Source organism: Paracoccus pantotrophus (assembly GCF_008824185.1).
Classification (GTDB): domain Bacteria; phylum Pseudomonadota; class Alphaproteobacteria; order Rhodobacterales; family Rhodobacteraceae; genus Paracoccus; species Paracoccus pantotrophus.
The window spans coordinates 924644-939144 of sequence record NZ_CP044426.1 but is presented as its reverse complement, the minus strand read 5'-3'; the positions used below and the strand labels follow the sequence as shown (position 1 = coordinate 939144).

Sequence of the window (14501 nt, the reverse complement as noted above, 5' to 3'; positions counted from 1 at the left end):
TTGAAGATCATGCGCCAAGGCTCTAGTTCTCTGGCAGCCACAGGAAGGGAGCGTTCATGTTTACCGGCATCATCACCGATATCGGCGAGGTTTCCCGCGTCGAGATGCGCGGCGACATGCGGGCGCGGATTTCCTGCCATTACGAGATGGCGGGGGTCGATCTGGGCGCCTCGATCGCCTGCGACGGCATCTGCCTGACCGTGGTCGAGAAGGGGGCGGACTGGTTCGACGTGGACATCTCGGCCGAGACCATCTCGAAGACCAATATCGGTGCGAACGGCTGGGCGCCCGGCAAGCGGCTGAACCTGGAACGCGCGCTGCGCGTCGGCGACGAGCTGGGCGGTCATATCGTCTCGGGCCATGTCGACGGCGTCGCGCTGATCGAGGAGATGCGCGACGAGGGCGACAGCACCCGTATCACCCTGCGCGCGCCCAGGGCGCTGGCGCGCTTCATCGCGCCCAAGGGCTCGGTGGCGCTGAACGGCACCTCGCTGACGGTGAACGAGGTCGAGGGCGAGCGTTTCGGCGTGAACGTCATCCCCCACACCCAGGCCGTGACCACCTGGGGCGCGGCGCGGCCGGGCGACGCGGTGAACCTGGAAATCGACACGCTGGCGCGCTATGTCGCGCGGCTGGCCGAGGCGGGGTGATGGCCGGGATCGGCCATAACCGCGGCCCGGCGCTGTCCCCCGAGGCGGGGCGCGGCTTTCGTGCCCATGCCTGGTCCGTGGCGCGGCGCGAGTTGCTGGGCGCGCGGTTGCCGGTCGAGGTGGTGCGCCTGCGCCTGCAGCTGCGCCGGGCCAAGGCGCTGGGCCTGGACTACAAGACCTATGCCGGGGTGCGGGCGACGACCGGGCGCGACCTGGTGGCCTTTCTCTATTCGACGAATGCGCTGGGGGTGTTCCGCGACGGGCAGCCCGTCGGCGCGGCCGAGCGCCGGCGCATCGCTGAAAGCGCGGCCGTGCCGCATCTGGGCTGCGCGCCGGGGCTTGCGCCGGATGCGATCGCGGTGCAGATCGGGGCGGTCTCGGCCGAACGGCTGCCGCCCTTCGGCGACAGCTGGTCGGCGGTCCGGGACAGGATGAAAAGCTGGCTGCGGGCGCAGGGCCTGCCCGGCGATGCGGTGCTGATGATCGGCGAGACCGAACATGAGCGGGAAATGATGGTGGCGGGCGGTCTGGCGGGTTTCGTCACCGGTCGGAAGTTCTTTGCAGGAGCGGCGGATGCAATATGAAAAGCCGGGACCGGTCGAGCGCGACTGGTCCGACGCGATCTCTCCCATCGAGGAGATCATCAACGAGGCCCGCAACGGCCGCATGTTCATCCTGGTCGATCACGAGGACCGCGAGAACGAGGGCGACCTGGTCATCCCCGCGCAGATGGCCACGCCCGAGGCGATCAATTTCATGGCCACGCATGGCCGCGGGCTGATCTGCCTGTCGCTGCCCGGCGCGCGCATCGACGCGCTCGGCCTGCAGCTGATGAGCCCCAAGAACTCCAGCCGGCACGAAACCGCCTTCACCATGTCCATCGAGGCGCGCGAGGGCGTGACCACCGGCATCTCGGCCCATGACCGCGCCCATACCGTCGCGGTGGCCATCGACCCCAGCAAGGGCGCGGCCGACATCGCCACGCCCGGCCACGTGTTTCCGCTACGCGCCCGCGAGGGCGGCGTGCTGGTGCGCGCCGGCCATACCGAGGCGGCCGTCGACGTGGCGCGGCTGGCGGGGCTGAATCCCTCGGGCGTGATCTGCGAGATCATGAACGAGGACGGCACCATGGCGCGGTTGCCGGACCTGGTGGCATTCGCGCAAAAGCACGGGCTGAAGATCGGCACCATCAGCGACCTGATCGCCTATCGCCGCCGCCACGACAACCTGATCGCCGAGCGTGGCCAGCGCGCCGTGCATTCGATCCATGGCGGCGACTGGATGATGCGCATCTTCGCCGACGAGACCTCGGGGGCCGAGCATATCGTGCTGACCAAGGGCGACCTGACCGCGCCCGGCCCGGTGCCGGTGCGCATGCATGTGCTGGACCCGCTGCACGACGTCCTGGGGATCGGGCGCGAGAATGCCGGCACCCTGGACGCCGCCATGCGCATCATCGCCGAAGAGGGCCGGGGCGTGGTGGTGCTGTTCCGCGACCTCGAGCCGCGCCTGCCGCGCCAGGACGAGGTCTCCTCGCATGTGCTGCGCCAATACGGGCTGGGGGCGCAGATCCTCTCGGCGCTGGGGCTGTCGGAGCTGGTGGTGCTGACCAATTCGGCGCCGGTGAAGGTGGTCGGGCTTGACGCCTACGGGCTTTCGATCCATTCCACCCGTTCGATTCCCAAAGAGTGACGCCATGGCCGCCAGCATCGAACATGACCAATTGCCGCTGCCCCGGATCGAGGGCGGCGCGCGCCTGCTGATCGTGGTCGCGCCCTATTACCGCCAGATCGCCGACGGGCTGATCGCCGGCGCGCGCGCCGTGGCCGAATCCGCCGGCGCCACCGTCGATCTGGTCGAGGTGCCCGGCGCGCTGGAAATTCCCACGGCCATCGCCCTGGCGGGCGGGCGCAATCTCTATGACGGCTATGTCGCGCTTGGCTGCGTGATCCGGGGCGAGACGACGCATTACGACACCGTATGCAACGACAGCTCGCGCGGGCTGATGCTGCTGGGCCTGCAGGGCCATTGCATCGGCAACGGCATCCTGACGGTCGAGAACACCGCCCAGGCCGAGGTCCGCGCCGATCCGCAGGGCCAGAACAAGGGCGGCGGCGCGGCGGCGGCGGCGTTGCATCTGATCGCGCTCAAGCGCGGCTGGGCCGGGCAATCGCCGCGCGGCGATGCCTCGGTGCCGCGCGACGTGATCCGGCTGGCCGGCGAGATCGACGGGCCGGGCAACGCATGAGCGGGCCGGGCGACAAGACGCGCCGCGACGGCGACCGGCAGGCGCGGCAGGCCCGCGCCGCGGCCGCGCGGCTTTATGCGGTGCAGGCGCTGTTCCAGATGGAGGCGGGCGGCCAGTCCGCCGACCGGGTGCAGCGCGAGTTCCTGAACTGGCGCATCGGCCGCGAGGACGAGGACGACGACATCGTCTCGGCCGAGGCGGATCAGGCGCTGTTCACCCGAATCGTCGACGATGCCGTCACCTGGCAGTCCAGGATCGACCAGATGACCGACCGCGCACTGGTGGCAAAATGGCCCATCGACCGCATCGACCCGGTGCTGCGCTCGGTCTTTCGTGCCGCGGGCGCCGAACTGGTGACGCCCAAGACCCCGCCCAAGGTGGTCATCGCCGAATATGTCCGCCTGGCGCAGGCCTTCTTCGCCGAGGGGCGCGAGTCGAAATTCGTCAATGCCGTGCTGGACCATATGGCGCGCGAAGCCCGGCCCGAGGCATTCTGACGCGGGGCGCGCGGGATTTTCTTCTCGGGCTCTGCCGCGATCCGCGCTAGAATGGCCAGGCTTGTCTGTTCCGGGAAAGAAGATGCCGCAACTCGTCCGGCTTTACATCGTCAGCATCGCCATCGGCTTCGCGCTGGCGCTGGTGTTCACCGCGCTGCTTCTGGCGCTGGATGTCGGCACGCTGCGGCACCTGGTGACGGCCACGCGCGGCGGCTGGATGGCGGTGCTGATGCTGGTCGTCTTTCACACCATCCTGTTTTCGGGGGTGCAGTTCGGCATCCGGATCATGCTGATGGCCCGCAAGGAAGGCCGCGGCGGCGGCCTGCGGCAGCGGATTCGGCGGCGTCCGGCGCCGGCCTCGGTCCCCGCCGCAGGCCCGCGCTGATCGCCGCGGCGGCTCGGAAGCGGCGCTGCATTTTTGCCTTGCCACTGTGGACCTTTCGCAACAATTCCATCTCGGAAAGGCGCCTATCGGGCGCCTTTTTTTTGTGCAATCCGAGCCGGCTGCCGCAACGTGGAAGATTGTCATATTTCGTGAGCCATGTGGTGTCCTGTTACCCGGCTGAGACCGGGGCAAAAATTGCCGTGCAACCTGCGGGCGAAAAGGTTTCATCACGATTTCGCATGATCCGTTTTCCGCCGATGGGCAGGTTCCCGCCGAATTTCACGTTTTTGCGAGGTTCGGCGCAGTTTTCCGGACCTCTTTATCGTCGGGCATGACGGTTCTACCTCTGAGCCAGCAGAGATGCTCGTGGTTCCGCAAGGGCGGCGCCACGGACACGAAACGGTTCGGAAAAGGACTGATACAATGAAGACGCTTGCTTACCTCGCCGGTGCCACGGCCCTGGCCGCCGCATTTTCGGCCCCCGCCTTCGCGCAATCCGAAATCGCCACGGGCGCCGACGCCGCCGGGATCACGGAAGTCAACGAACAGATGCGCGATGTCGAGGATGCGGTGCGCGACGATTTCGAGCGCTCGTCCGACGCCTATCGCTTCGGCAATCCCGAGCGCCGCGAAGGCACCTTCGGCTCGGTCGCGCTGACCTATGCCGGCCGCACCGGCAACAACGAGAACCAGGACTTCAGCCTGGCCGGCCGCCTGTCGCACAACCAGGGCGCGTTCTCGCAATCGGTCGGCATCCTGCTGGAATATGGCGAGGATGACGACGGCGATACCGATACCGAAAAGACCTATGTCATCTATGACGGTCTCTACAACATCAACGACCGCTTCTATGCCTTTGCCCTGGGTCGCGTGGCGACCGACGGGCTGGCCGGCGATTTCGACGGGCTGACCGCCGAAGAGATCGCAGACCAGGAGGGCCGGCTGAAGCGCGACGCCTTCCTCGGCGTGGGTCCGGGCTATCGGATCATCAACAGCGACACCACCGCCTGGCGCGTGCAGGCCGGTGTCGGCGTGCGCTACACCAAGAAGGTCGACCTGGATGAACCCGCCGACGATCCCTTCGTTTCCGACACCGAAGTCGGCTACATCCTGTCGTCGCGGTTCTATCACCGCATCAACGAGAATTTCTTCCTGACCAACGACACCGACTATCTGACCTCGGACAGCAACGACACGGCTACCAACGAGCTGGGGCTGAACTTCAAGATGTCGGATGCCCTGGCGACCCGCGTGTCCTACAAGACCGAATATGTCTCGGACCGCGCGATCCGCACCGACAACACGCTGGGCGTGTCGCTGGTCTACGGTTTCTGACCAGGCAGAAGAAGATCCCTCCTCTCTCCGGGGCGGCCTTCGGGTCGCCCTTTTTTTATTGGCGACGCAGGGAAAGGCGGTGGCGGGAACCGCAGCGACCGTGGCGGCGCAGGTTTCCCCGAAAGCCTGGATATCCAGGTGGGCGCCGGATAACGGGACCAGGGCCCCGACAGAGCCAGCCCCCTCGGTGAAGTTATAGGCCAGTGAGAAAGATGGCCGCACACGAGAAGAGCAGAAACCCGCCAGCCCCATAGATAGGACGGCGGCCGACACGCCGCAAGGCCGGGGTGGGCTTGCGCAATGTTTCCCTTTCGTTCATGGTGGGTGCATGACCAGCCTTGCCGATCCGACCGCCGATGTCCTGCCCGCCCTGCCGGGTCAGCGGCTGGCGCGCGGGGTGACGCGGATGCTGGCCGGGCTGGGCCATGCCGCGCTGCCGGAATTCGTGCCCGCGGGCGGGCTGCGGGTCGATGTGATCTCGGTCACGCCCAAGGGCGAGATCTGGGTCGTCGAATGCAAGAGCTGCCGGGCCGATTTCATCTCGGACCGCAAATGGCAGGGCTACCTGGAGTTCTGCGATCGCTTCTTTTGGGCGGTGGATGCCGATTTCCCCGAAGACCTGCTGCCCGAGGGTTCGGGCCTGATCCGCGCCGACAGCTGGGGGGCCGAGCTGGTTCGCATGGCCCCCGAATCGCGGCTGGCCGGGGCGCGGCGCAGCCGGCTTTTGCGCGATATCGCCCGCGTCTCGACCGCGCGGCTGCTGGCGCTGACCGATCCGATGGGAATCAGCGGCGCGGCTTCCTGACGTCCTTGCCGGGTTTCGAGGGGCCGCCGATGCTGCGCGCGGCCTCGGCGGCGGCCAGCAGCTCCTCGGCGATTTCCTCGGCCTCGTCGGGGTCGAAGTCCAGCGGCAGGTCGACATTCTCGGCCTCGACATAGATCCTGACCATGCCGCGGTCGGTGGGGCCGATCTGAAGATTGGCGGCGATGTCGCTTTGGCTGTTGATGCTCATGCTGTCTCTCCTGGCGCCCGGCCTCGTGGATCCGGGGATTTTCCTTAACCCGCATGCGAATTTCCGGCAAGACGGGCTTGCGCAGCCCGGTGGCTGGCGCTAGATACCCGCCTGTGCCGCCTTAGCTCAGTTGGTTAGAGCACCAGATTGTGGATCTGGGGGTCCCCCGTTCGAGCCGGGGAGGCGGTACCATCGCAACCAGGCACCAAGCAGAAGAAGCCGGACGGATCGCAAACCCTGCCGGGGACGACCCGCCCGAATGCAGTACGGCTTGCGCCCGCGTGATTCCCGCTCCAGGAGGGCAGGGCCCCGTTCGGTTGCTTGGGGCAGGCGGCCTGCGGTGCCGCCGCAAGGATGGCCTGTTCCCGGCATTCGTTTTATGGGCGCGGAAACGTCGGGCGCGGTTTGAAAACCCCGGCGCAGGCATGGCATGCAAATGCGCGTGTCATAAAAATATCACATCGCGCCTCTCCGCTTCCTTGCCGCTTTTCCGGGCACGGCTTTGCCAGTATGCGTCGCCGGCGAGCATTCGCATGACTTACGGAGATATGAAGTTTAAAACTGCATTCTATGCCGCCTTGGCCAGCCTTATTGCGGGCGCCTCCTTTGCCGGGGGATATGTCGCTCCTGTCGTTGAGCAGCCGGTTGCCGTCGCTCAAACCCGTGCCGATGTCGATTGGACCGGGTTCTATGCCGGTCTTCAATACGGGCAGGGCAGCCTCGACGCCTCGGTCCCCGGCGTTACGGTCGATGCGGGCGATTTCGACGCGCTTGGCCTGCATGCTGGTTATCTGCACGATTTCGGCCAGTTCGTCCTGGGCGGCGAACTGGACTACAACAATGTCGAGCATGACGATTTCGACGGCAGCGCGGACCTGTGGCGCCTGCGCGCCCGTGCCGGCTACGACATGGGCAAGTTCCAGCCCTATGTGACCCTGGGTGCCGCGCGTCTTTCGGACGAGGATGCCAAGGAAACCGGCCTGACCTATGGCATTGGCGCCGATTTCCTTTTGACCGACAGTTTCTCGGCCGGCCTGGAGTACAGCCATGCCGATTTCTCGGATATCGACGGCACCAACATCGACCTTGATGCGGATATGGTCCAGATCCGGGCGTCGTATCGGTTCTGACAAAACCCGGCCGGCCGTTTATGACCGGCCAAGAGTTGTCGCGACAATCAAAGCCGCCCGGATGGGCGGCTTTTCAATATGCAGGAAGCCTTCTTGATGATTTCGGCGGCCGCATCCCCAAGGTGGCGCAGCCGGTGCCGGTGCGGTATAGACGGCGATGCCGTCCCAGGAACGGCGCTCGGGTGATGGTTCCCTGGGATTTGCCATGGGCCCTGCGTTCCTGGCAGGCGCAGGCGGGAACGAGACGGGATCAAGCGGCGCAGCAAGTGCTAAAAATGGCTGAAACGGAAGATTTCATCAACAGAAACAACAGCGCAAGGCTTTCCGTCGCGCCGATGATGGACTGGACTGACAGCCTGTGCCGGCGCATCCACCGGCTGCTGTCGCGCCGCGCGCTGCTTTATACCGAGATGGTGACCGCCCCGGCGCTGGTTTACGGCGACCGGGCGAAACTGCTGGATTTCGACGCGGCCGAGCATCCGGTGGCGCTGCAACTGGGCGGCTCGGACCCGGCGCAGCTGGCCGAGGCGGCGCGGATCGGCGCCGATTGGGGCTATGACGAGATCAACCTGAACGTCGGCTGCCCCAGCGACCGGGTGCAGTCGGGCTGTTTCGGCGCCGTGCTGATGACCCGGCCGGACCTGGTCGCCGAATGCGTCGCGGCGATGGTTGCAGCGAGCCCGGTCGAGGTCACGGTGAAATGCCGTATCGGCGTGGACGATCAGCTGCCCGAGGCGGTGCTGCCCGATTTCATCGCCCGCATGCGTGACGTGGGCGTGCGCCGCATGACCATCCATGCCCGCAAGGCCTGGCTCCAGGGCCTGTCCCCGCGCGAGAATCGCGAGATCCCGCCGCTGGACTATCCGCTGGTGCATCGCATGAAACAGGCGTTTCCCGACCTGCACCTGTCGATCAATGGCGGCATCGCCTCGCTCGACGCGGTGCGCGATCACCTGCGGGCGATGGATGGGGTGATGGTCGGGCGCGCGGCCTATCACCAGCCATGGGACATGCTGGGCGAGGCTGACCGGCTCTGGGGCGAGAAGCCGCGCTTTGCCGATCCGCTGGAGGCGGCGCGGGCGCTGCGCGAGCTGGTCGACGCGCATCTGGCCTCGGGCGGGCGGCTGCATCAGGCGACGCGGCACATGCTGGGCCTGTTCCATGGCCGGCCCGGCGCGCGCGGCTGGCGGCGGCAATTGTCCGAAGGCGCATCGCGGGCCCGCGACCGGGCCGAGGCGCTGGCGGTCTATGACGCGGCGCTGGCCGAGGTCATGGCGCCGGCGTGACCTCGGCCTTGGCCCAGGCCCGCATTGCCCGGACCAGGGCCCGGCGCCGCAACCGCTGCCGGGCGCTGTCGAGGTAATAGGCCAGCATCACCTCCCCGATCAGGAAGCGCAGGATCGGCGCCTGGTCCGGTGCCAGCAGGCCGGGCACGCCGGTCAGGGCCTGCCAGTCGGGCAGGGCGATGCCGTCCCGCACCAGTGCCGGCGGCTGCTCGCGCCGGCTTTCCAGCCAGGCCAGCAGCCGCGCCATGTCGCGGGCCAGCGCCATCTCGGTCGCGCCTTGCATGTCGATGGCGGTCAGCCGCAGCGCACCGGGCCGGGGCTCGTCCACGAATAGGTTGTCGGGCGTCAGGTCGCCATGGCAAAGCCCGCGTTCGACCGCGGCGCCGCGCAGCCGGGCGGCCTCGGCCCGCATCCGCTGCATATGGCCTGCCACCAGGTCGCGGTCGATCCAGTCGCCCGAAGCGGCGGCGATCCGGGCCTCCAGCCCATTGAGCCAGAAGCGCGGCCCGAACGTGCCGCGGTTGCGCGTCGCGCTGGCCAGGCGGCGCAGCCATGACCCCATGCGGGCGATCAGCGCGGCGCGCTCTGCCGGGCCGGCCTCGGCCAGCAGATGCGCGACGGGCCGGCCCGGTGCCGGGGCGGTGATCAGGATGCCTTGTTCGGGCAGCGCCAGCAGGGGCGGGGCGACGGCGTCGAGATCCTGGCCCAGCACCTCGGCCGCCTGGCGCAGCCGCGCCTGCGCCCGTGCCACGCCGGCGGGCGGATCGGCGCCGCGGAACTGCCTGAGCCAAGCCGGCCGGCCGTCCAGCCGGATCTGCACCACCAGCCGGTCGGGCCGGTTGCGGACCACGCGCAGCGGCTCGATCCCGGCCAGCGGCGGCAGGGCGGCCGAGGGATCAGGCGCGTTCGGCAGCCTTGGCCTCGTTCCACAGCGCGTCCATCTCGGCCAGGTCGCTGTCCTCGGGGCGGCGGCCCTGGGCGGCCAGCGCGGCCTCGATGGCGCGGAAGCGGCGGGTGAACTTGGCATTGGCCAGCCGCAGCGCCTCCTCGGGGTCGATCTCCAGATGCCGGGCCAGATTCGCCATCACGAACATCAGGTCGCCGAATTCCTCGGTCAAATGGGCGTGATCGGAGCCGCCCCTGGCCTCGACCAGCTCGCGGCTTTCCTCGGTGATCTTGTCCAGCACCTCGGCGGGGCCCGGCCAGTCGAAGCCGACGCGGGCGGCGCGGTTCTGCAGCTTGACCGCGCGGGTCAGCGCCGGCAGGCCAAGCGCCACACCGTCCAGCACGCCGCGTTCCGCCTTGGCCGCGCGTTCGCGGGCCTTGATCGCCTCCCAATCCCTGATCTGCTGGGCGGCCGACTTGTCGCGGGATTCGTTGCCGAAGATATGCGGGTGGCGGTCGATCATCTTGTCCGAGATCTTCTCGACCACATCGGCAAAGTCGAACATGCCCGCCTCGGCCGCCATCTGCGCGTGGAAAACCACCTGGAGCAGCAGGTCGCCCAGCTCGCCGGGCAATTCGTCCCAGGCTTCACGCGCGATGGCGTCGGCGACCTCATGCGCCTCTTCGATGGTATAGGGCGCGATCGAGGCGAAATCCTGTTCGATGTCCCAGGGACAGCCGGTCTGCGGATCGCGCAGCGCGGCCATGATCGCCAGCAGCCGGCGGATTCCGGTGCGGTCCGTCGCATCGCGCGCCAGTGCGGGATGGTCCGGCGCGGGGTGGGGCGCCTTGTCCTCGGCCATCGTGATCTCCCTTGGTCGGCTCGTCGCATTGACCTGCCACATGCGCGGCCCCATGTCCACGGCGCGCCCAGGTCGCACCCGCCCCGCGCCAAGGTCCGGGCTTTCTTGCCATCGGTCCGAGCCGCGGATAGGGTGCGCGCCAATTCCGCCGGGGGATCTCCCGGAGAACGTCAGCACAGGGATAGACTGAATGCTCGTGACCCCCGCCTATGCCCAGGCCGCCGGAGGCGCTTCCGGCGCTGCAGGACTCGCCTCGTTCCTGCCGCTCATCCTGATCTTCGTCATCATGTATTTCCTGATGATCCGCCCGCAGCAGAAGCGCGTGAAGGAACATCGCGCCATGGTCGAGGCGCTGAAAAAGGGCGACGAGATCGTCACCCAGGGCGGGATGATCGGCAAGGTGACCTCGGTGCGCGACAACGAGCTTGAGGTCGAGATCGCTCCCGGCGTCAAGGTCCGCGTCATCCGCTCGACCGTGACCGGGCTGGTGAACCGCACCCAACCCGCCGCCGCCAACAGCTGAAGAACCGCATCCCGCCATGCTGGACATCCCATTCTGGAAGCGTCTGCTGATCCTGGGGCTCGTCGCCCTGGGTCTGCTCTATGCCATGCCGAACCTGTTCTATACCAAGGTCGAGCAGCATAACGACGCCGTCACCGCCGCCGAACGCAACGGGTTCGAATCCCAGGAAGACGCCGCCGCCCGCGCCGGTTGGCCGGACTGGCTGCCCTCGGGGCTGGTCAATCTGGGCCTCGACCTGCGCGGCGGCGCCCATCTTCTGGGCGAGGTGCATGTCCAGGATGTCTACAAGGCGCGGATGGATGCGCTTTGGCCGGAACTGCGCGACGCGCTGGCGGCGCAGCGCGACGTGGTCGGCGCCGTCCGCCGCGTCCAAGCGCCCGAGGGCCAGCTGGCGGTCGAGATCGGCAACCCCGATCAGATGGCGAAGGCGGTCGAGATCGCCCGCGGCCTGGCCGTGCCCGTCACCTCGCTGACCGGGGCGGGGCAGAGCGACCTGGCGATCTCGGCCTCGGGCAACCGGCTGACGGTGCAGCTTTCGGACGCGGAAAAGGCCGCGACCGACGACCGCACCGTGCAGCAGTCGCTGGAGATCATCCGCCGCCGCATCGACGAGGTCGGCACGCGCGAGCCGACGATCATGCGCCAGGGCAAGGACCGCATCCTGATCCAGGTGCCCGGCATCGGCTCGGCCGAGGAACTCAAGCAGTTGATCGGAACCACCGCGAAGCTGACCTTCAACCCGGTGGTCAGCCGCACCGCCGACGCCAATGCGCGTCCCGGCACCGGCAACGTGCTGCTGCCCTCGATGGACGAGCCCGGCGTCTATTATGTCATCGAGGAAAACCCGGTCGTCACCGGCGAGGAACTGACCGACGCCCGGCCCAGTTTCGACCAGAACGGCCAGCCGGCGGTGGATTTCCGCTTCGGCCCGTCGGGCGCCAAGCGATTCGGGGCCTATACTTCGGCCAATATCGGCCAGCCCTTCGCCATCGTGCTGGACAACCAGGTGATCTCGGCGCCGGTGATCCGGCAGGCGATCACCACCGGCTCGGGCCAGATCTCGGGCGCGATGAACGTGGACGAATCGACCCGGCTGGCCGTGCTGCTGCGCGCGGGCGCCCTGCCGGCGCAGATGACCTTCCTGGAGGAACGCACCATCGGCCCGGAACTGGGGCAGGATTCGATCGACGCCGGCCGGCTCAGCTCGATCATCGCCACGGTCGCCGTGGTGGCCTATATGGTCGCAAGCTACGGGTTGTTCGGCGTCTTCGCCTCGATCGCGGTGATCGTCAACGTCATCCTGATCCTGTCGGTCATGTCGATGATGGGGGCGACGCTGACCCTGCCGGGCATCGCCGGCATCGTGCTGACCGTCGGCACGGCGGTCGATGCCAACGTCATCATCTACGAACGCATCCGCGAGGAATTGCGCGCCGGCAAGCGCATCGTCAAGGCCATCGACGACGGCTTCGGCGAGGCGATGTCGGCGATCATCGACGCCAACGTCACCAGCTTCATCGCGGCCGCGGTGATGTTCTTCCTGGGCTCGGGTCCGGTCAAGGGCTTTGCGGTCACGCTGACCATCGGCCTTGTCACCTCGGTCTTCACCGCCATCTACCTGACGCGGTTGATGATCGTGTTCTGGCTGGAATGGCGCAAGCCCAAAGAACTGATCTTGTAAGGGAGCAGGACCATGGCATTTCGTCTGAAACTCGTTCCCGACAATACCAGCTTCAACTTCTTCCGCTGGCAATGGCTGACCTTCGGCGTCTCGGCCGCGGCCATGGTCGGCTCGGTCCTGCTGCTGCTGGTGATGGGGCTGAACTTCGGCATCGACTTCAAGGGCGGCACCACCATCCGCACCGAAAGCCCGACGGCCTTCGATGTCGGCGATTACCGGCAGGCGCTCAATGACCTGGACCTGGGCGACGTCTCGATCACCGAGGTCTTCGACCCGGCCTTCGGCACCACCAAGCATGTGGCGATGATCCGCATCGGCACCACGGACGAGACCGGATCGGTCACGCCCGAGCAGCTGAACGAGATCGAGGCGGCGCTGCACACCGTCGATCCGCAGGTGGTCTTTGCCGCGGTGGAATCGGTCGGGCCCAAGGTTTCGGGCGAGCTGATCAAGACTGCGCTCTATGCCGTGGGCGCGGCGACCATCGGCATCATGTTCTATATCTGGCTGCGCTTCGAATGGCAGTTCGCGCTGGGGGCGGTGATCTCGCTGATCCATGACGTGCTGCTGACGGTCGGGCTGTTCTCGCTGTTCCAGCTGCGCTTCGACCTGACCACCATCGCGGCGCTGCTGACGACGCTGGGCTTTTCGTGCAACGATACGGTCGTGGTCTTCGACCGGCTGCGCGAGAACCTGATCAAGTACAAGACGCGGCCGCTGCTCGACCTGATGAACCTGACCTGCAACGAGACGCTGTCGCGCACCATCATGACCGCCGTCACCACCGCCATCGCGCTGACCGCGATGCTGATCTTCGGCGGCGACGTGATCCGCGACTTCGTCATCGCCATGCTCTGGGGCGTGATCGTGGGCTGCTATTCGACGATCTATGTCGCCAAGAACATCGTGCTGTGGCTGGGCGTCAAGCGCGACTGGTCCAAGCCCGGTCCCAGCGAAAAGGCGCCGGGCGAGGACATTCCCGCCGCCTTCCGGGATGCGCCCTGATGCCCATGATGGTGCCGACGGAATTTTCCGGGGCCGTGCCGGTGGACGGCTACGGCCCCGGCTTCTTTCGCGTCGGCGGCGTGGCGCATCACGGCGCGGTGATCGTCACCGCCCAGGGCGTGCAGCCCTGGGGCGGGCTGGATGACCGTGCCGCCCTGCTGGCGCTGGCCGGGCGGGTGGACGTGCTTTTCCTGGGCATGGGGGCCGAGATCGCCTTTCCGCCGCCCGAGCTGGCCGCCGCGCTGGAAGCGGCCGGGATCATGGCCGAGCCGATGAGCTCGCCCTCGGCCGCGCGCAGCTACAACGTCACGCTGTCCGAGGGCCGGCGCGTGGCCTGCGCGCTGGTCCCGCTATGAGCCTGCTTGCGGTCCGCGACCTGGCGGTGGCGCGCGGCGGGCTGCGTGCCGTCGAGGGCGTCAGCTTCGACCTTGCCGCCGGCGGGGCACTGGTGCTGCGCGGGCCGAACGGCATCGGCAAGACCACGCTGCTGCGCAGCCTGGCGGGGCTTCAGCCGGCGGTGGCGGGAGTGATCGAGGCCGCACCCGACGCCATTGCCTATGCCGGCCATTCCGACGGGCTGAAGCCGGCGCTGAGTGCGGCCGAGAACCTGCGCTTCTGGGCCGAGATCTTTGGCGGCGAGGATATTGCCGGGGCGCTCGACGCGATGAACCTGCGCGAATTGGCCGACCGCCCGGCCCATGCGCTGTCCGCCGGGCAGAAGCGGCGGCTGGGGCTGGCGCGGCTGATGGTGACGGGCCGCCCGGTCTGGCTGCTCGACGAGCCGACGGTGTCGCTGGACCGCGATTCGGTGTCGCTGTTCGCCGCCATGCTGCGCGCCCATCTGGGCCGGGGCGGGGCGGCGGTGATTGCCACCCATATCGAACTGGGCCTGCCCGAGGCCGAGATCCTGGAGCTTGGCCCCTATCGCGCCAGCCAGGCCCGCCGCGAAGCCAGGCCGGCCGGCTTCAACGAAGCATTCGGATAAGGAGCGGGCGGGTGG

18 protein-coding genes and 1 tRNA gene are annotated in these 14501 nt (G+C 67.7%); 16 read left to right on the top strand and 3 right to left on the bottom strand.

Annotated elements, in window-relative coordinates:
* The first annotated feature begins 56 nt into the window (after positions 1–56).
* The 8 genes from ESD82_RS15105 (at position 57) to ESD82_RS15070 (ending at position 5920) form a co-directional block, all read left to right on the top strand.
* Positions 57–650, top strand: coding sequence for a riboflavin synthase (locus ESD82_RS15105; RefSeq protein ID WP_024844527.1), 594 nt, complete (start codon positions 57–59; stop codon positions 648–650).
* Positions 650–1234 (top strand): hypothetical protein, encoded by a 585-nt coding sequence (locus ESD82_RS15100; RefSeq protein ID WP_147427995.1) that lies wholly within the window; start codon positions 650–652, stop codon positions 1232–1234. Before ESD82_RS15105 ends, ESD82_RS15100 begins: the two co-directional genes overlap by 1 nt.
* Positions 1224–2342, top strand: a complete 1119-nt coding sequence (ribB, locus tag ESD82_RS15095) for a 3,4-dihydroxy-2-butanone-4-phosphate synthase (RefSeq protein WP_024844529.1) — start codon at positions 1224–1226, stop codon at positions 2340–2342. The genes ESD82_RS15100 and ribB overlap by 11 nt, the downstream gene beginning before the upstream one ends.
* 4 nt (positions 2343–2346) lie before the next feature.
* Positions 2347–2898, top strand: coding sequence for a 6,7-dimethyl-8-ribityllumazine synthase (locus ESD82_RS15090; RefSeq protein ID WP_024844530.1), 552 nt, complete (start codon positions 2347–2349; stop codon positions 2896–2898).
* The gene (gene nusB / locus ESD82_RS15085) at positions 2895–3395 is read left to right on the top strand and encodes a transcription antitermination factor NusB (protein WP_024844531.1); all 501 of its coding nucleotides are present in this window, start codon (positions 2895–2897) and stop codon (positions 3393–3395) included. Before ESD82_RS15090 ends, nusB begins: the two co-directional genes overlap by 4 nt.
* 82 nt (positions 3396–3477) lie before the next feature.
* Positions 3478–3780: a hypothetical protein gene (locus ESD82_RS15080; RefSeq protein ID WP_147427996.1), complete on the top strand. Its 303-nt coding sequence runs from the start codon at positions 3478–3480 to the stop codon at positions 3778–3780.
* 423 nt (positions 3781–4203) lie between these two features.
* Positions 4204–5115: a DUF481 domain-containing protein gene (locus tag ESD82_RS15075; protein WP_024844533.1), complete on the top strand. Its 912-nt coding sequence runs from the start codon at positions 4204–4206 to the stop codon at positions 5113–5115.
* Positions 5116–5443: 328 nt separating this feature from the next.
* On the top strand, positions 5444–5920 hold the full coding sequence (locus ESD82_RS15070; RefSeq protein WP_024844534.1) for an MmcB family DNA repair protein: 477 nt from the start codon (positions 5444–5446) through the stop codon (positions 5918–5920).
* On the opposite strand, the gene ESD82_RS15065 is transcribed toward ESD82_RS15070, so the two are convergent.
* A complete protein-coding gene (locus tag ESD82_RS15065; protein ID WP_024844535.1) occupies positions 5901–6128 on the bottom strand; it encodes a DUF6324 family protein in 228 nt (75 codons plus the stop codon). The two genes, ESD82_RS15070 and ESD82_RS15065, sit on opposite strands and share 20 nt — an antisense overlap.
* A 115-nt stretch (positions 6129–6243) precedes the next feature.
* Here ESD82_RS15065 and ESD82_RS15060 point away from each other — a divergent pair.
* From ESD82_RS15060 to dusA, 3 genes are all read left to right on the top strand, one after another.
* Positions 6244–6320 (top strand) — tRNA-His (locus ESD82_RS15060).
* Between the two features lie 341 nt (positions 6321–6661).
* Entirely contained in the window at positions 6662–7258 is a 597-nt protein-coding gene (locus ESD82_RS15055) for an outer membrane protein (protein ID WP_244314588.1), read from the top strand.
* A gap of 275 nt (positions 7259–7533) precedes the next feature.
* Positions 7534–8544, top strand: coding sequence for a tRNA dihydrouridine(20/20a) synthase DusA (gene dusA, locus ESD82_RS15050; RefSeq protein ID WP_074990643.1), 1011 nt, complete (start codon positions 7534–7536; stop codon positions 8542–8544).
* Here the strand turns inward: dusA and ESD82_RS15045 are convergent.
* Positions 8528–9394: a phosphotransferase family protein gene (locus tag ESD82_RS15045; protein WP_231486744.1), complete on the bottom strand. Its 867-nt coding sequence runs from the start codon at positions 9392–9394 to the stop codon at positions 8528–8530. The genes dusA and ESD82_RS15045 overlap by 17 nt on opposite strands.
* A 46-nt stretch (positions 9395–9440) precedes the next feature.
* The gene (mazG, locus tag ESD82_RS15040; RefSeq protein ID WP_051419631.1) at positions 9441–10196 is read right to left on the bottom strand and encodes a nucleoside triphosphate pyrophosphohydrolase; all 756 of its coding nucleotides are present in this window, start codon (positions 10194–10196) and stop codon (positions 9441–9443) included.
* A 286-nt stretch (positions 10197–10482) separates the two neighbouring features.
* Here mazG and yajC point away from each other — a divergent pair, with 286 nt between their 5' ends.
* Genes yajC through ccmA form a run of 5 tightly spaced genes read left to right on the top strand, consistent with a single transcriptional unit; the run spans position 10483 to position 14486 of the window.
* The gene (gene yajC / locus ESD82_RS15035; RefSeq protein WP_024844539.1) at positions 10483–10815 is read left to right on the top strand and encodes a preprotein translocase subunit YajC; all 333 of its coding nucleotides are present in this window, start codon (positions 10483–10485) and stop codon (positions 10813–10815) included.
* 16 nt (positions 10816–10831) lie between these two features.
* Positions 10832–12496 carry a protein translocase subunit SecD gene (secD, locus tag ESD82_RS15030; protein ID WP_028710318.1) on the top strand — a complete coding sequence of 555 codons (1665 nt, stop codon included), beginning with the start codon at positions 10832–10834 and terminating at the stop codon, positions 12494–12496.
* Positions 12497–12508: 12 nt separating this feature from the next.
* Entirely contained in the window at positions 12509–13501 is a 993-nt protein-coding gene (secF, locus tag ESD82_RS15025; RefSeq protein WP_147427998.1) for a protein translocase subunit SecF, read from the top strand.
* Positions 13501–13857 (top strand): Mth938-like domain-containing protein, encoded by a 357-nt coding sequence (locus tag ESD82_RS15020; RefSeq protein WP_024844542.1) that lies wholly within the window; start codon positions 13501–13503, stop codon positions 13855–13857. Before secF ends, ESD82_RS15020 begins: the two co-directional genes overlap by 1 nt.
* Entirely contained in the window at positions 13854–14486 is a 633-nt protein-coding gene (ccmA, locus tag ESD82_RS15015; RefSeq protein WP_147427999.1) for a heme ABC exporter ATP-binding protein CcmA, read from the top strand. The genes ESD82_RS15020 and ccmA overlap by 4 nt, the downstream gene beginning before the upstream one ends.
* Positions 14487–14501: the final 15 nt, after the last annotated feature.

What these genes read in the sequence shown, in the direction of transcription:
- ESD82_RS15105 (WP_024844527.1), top strand. Translation starts at nt 57, where the DNA reads ATGTTTACCGGCATCATCACCGATATCGGCGAGGTTTCCCGCGTCGAG.
- ESD82_RS15020 (WP_024844542.1), top strand. Translation starts at nt 13,501, where the DNA reads ATGCCCATGATGGTGCCGACGGAATTTTCCGGGGCCGTGCCGGTGGAC.
- mazG (WP_051419631.1), bottom strand. Translation starts at nt 10,196, where the DNA reads ATGGCCGCGCTGCGCGATCCGCAGACCGGCTGTCCCTGGGACATCGAA.
- ESD82_RS15100 (WP_147427995.1), top strand. Translation starts at nt 650, where the DNA reads ATGGCCGGGATCGGCCATAACCGCGGCCCGGCGCTGTCCCCCGAGGCG.
- ccmA (WP_147427999.1), top strand. Translation starts at nt 13,854, where the DNA reads ATGAGCCTGCTTGCGGTCCGCGACCTGGCGGTGGCGCGCGGCGGGCTG.
- ribB (WP_024844529.1), top strand. Translation starts at nt 1,224, where the DNA reads ATGCAATATGAAAAGCCGGGACCGGTCGAGCGCGACTGGTCCGACGCG.
- secF (WP_147427998.1), top strand. Translation starts at nt 12,509, where the DNA reads ATGGCATTTCGTCTGAAACTCGTTCCCGACAATACCAGCTTCAACTTC.
- secD (WP_028710318.1), top strand. Translation starts at nt 10,832, where the DNA reads ATGCTGGACATCCCATTCTGGAAGCGTCTGCTGATCCTGGGGCTCGTC.
- ESD82_RS15075 (WP_024844533.1), top strand. Translation starts at nt 4,204, where the DNA reads ATGAAGACGCTTGCTTACCTCGCCGGTGCCACGGCCCTGGCCGCCGCA.
- ESD82_RS15065 (WP_024844535.1), bottom strand. Translation starts at nt 6,128, where the DNA reads ATGAGCATCAACAGCCAAAGCGACATCGCCGCCAATCTTCAGATCGGC.
- dusA (WP_074990643.1), top strand. Translation starts at nt 7,534, where the DNA reads ATGGCTGAAACGGAAGATTTCATCAACAGAAACAACAGCGCAAGGCTT.
- yajC (WP_024844539.1), top strand. Translation starts at nt 10,483, where the DNA reads ATGCTCGTGACCCCCGCCTATGCCCAGGCCGCCGGAGGCGCTTCCGGC.
- ESD82_RS15080 (WP_147427996.1), top strand. Translation starts at nt 3,478, where the DNA reads ATGCCGCAACTCGTCCGGCTTTACATCGTCAGCATCGCCATCGGCTTC.
- ESD82_RS15090 (WP_024844530.1), top strand. Translation starts at nt 2,347, where the DNA reads ATGGCCGCCAGCATCGAACATGACCAATTGCCGCTGCCCCGGATCGAG.
- ESD82_RS15055 (WP_244314588.1), top strand. Translation starts at nt 6,662, where the DNA reads ATGACTTACGGAGATATGAAGTTTAAAACTGCATTCTATGCCGCCTTG.
- ESD82_RS15070 (WP_024844534.1), top strand. Translation starts at nt 5,444, where the DNA reads ATGACCAGCCTTGCCGATCCGACCGCCGATGTCCTGCCCGCCCTGCCG.
- nusB (WP_024844531.1), top strand. Translation starts at nt 2,895, where the DNA reads ATGAGCGGGCCGGGCGACAAGACGCGCCGCGACGGCGACCGGCAGGCG.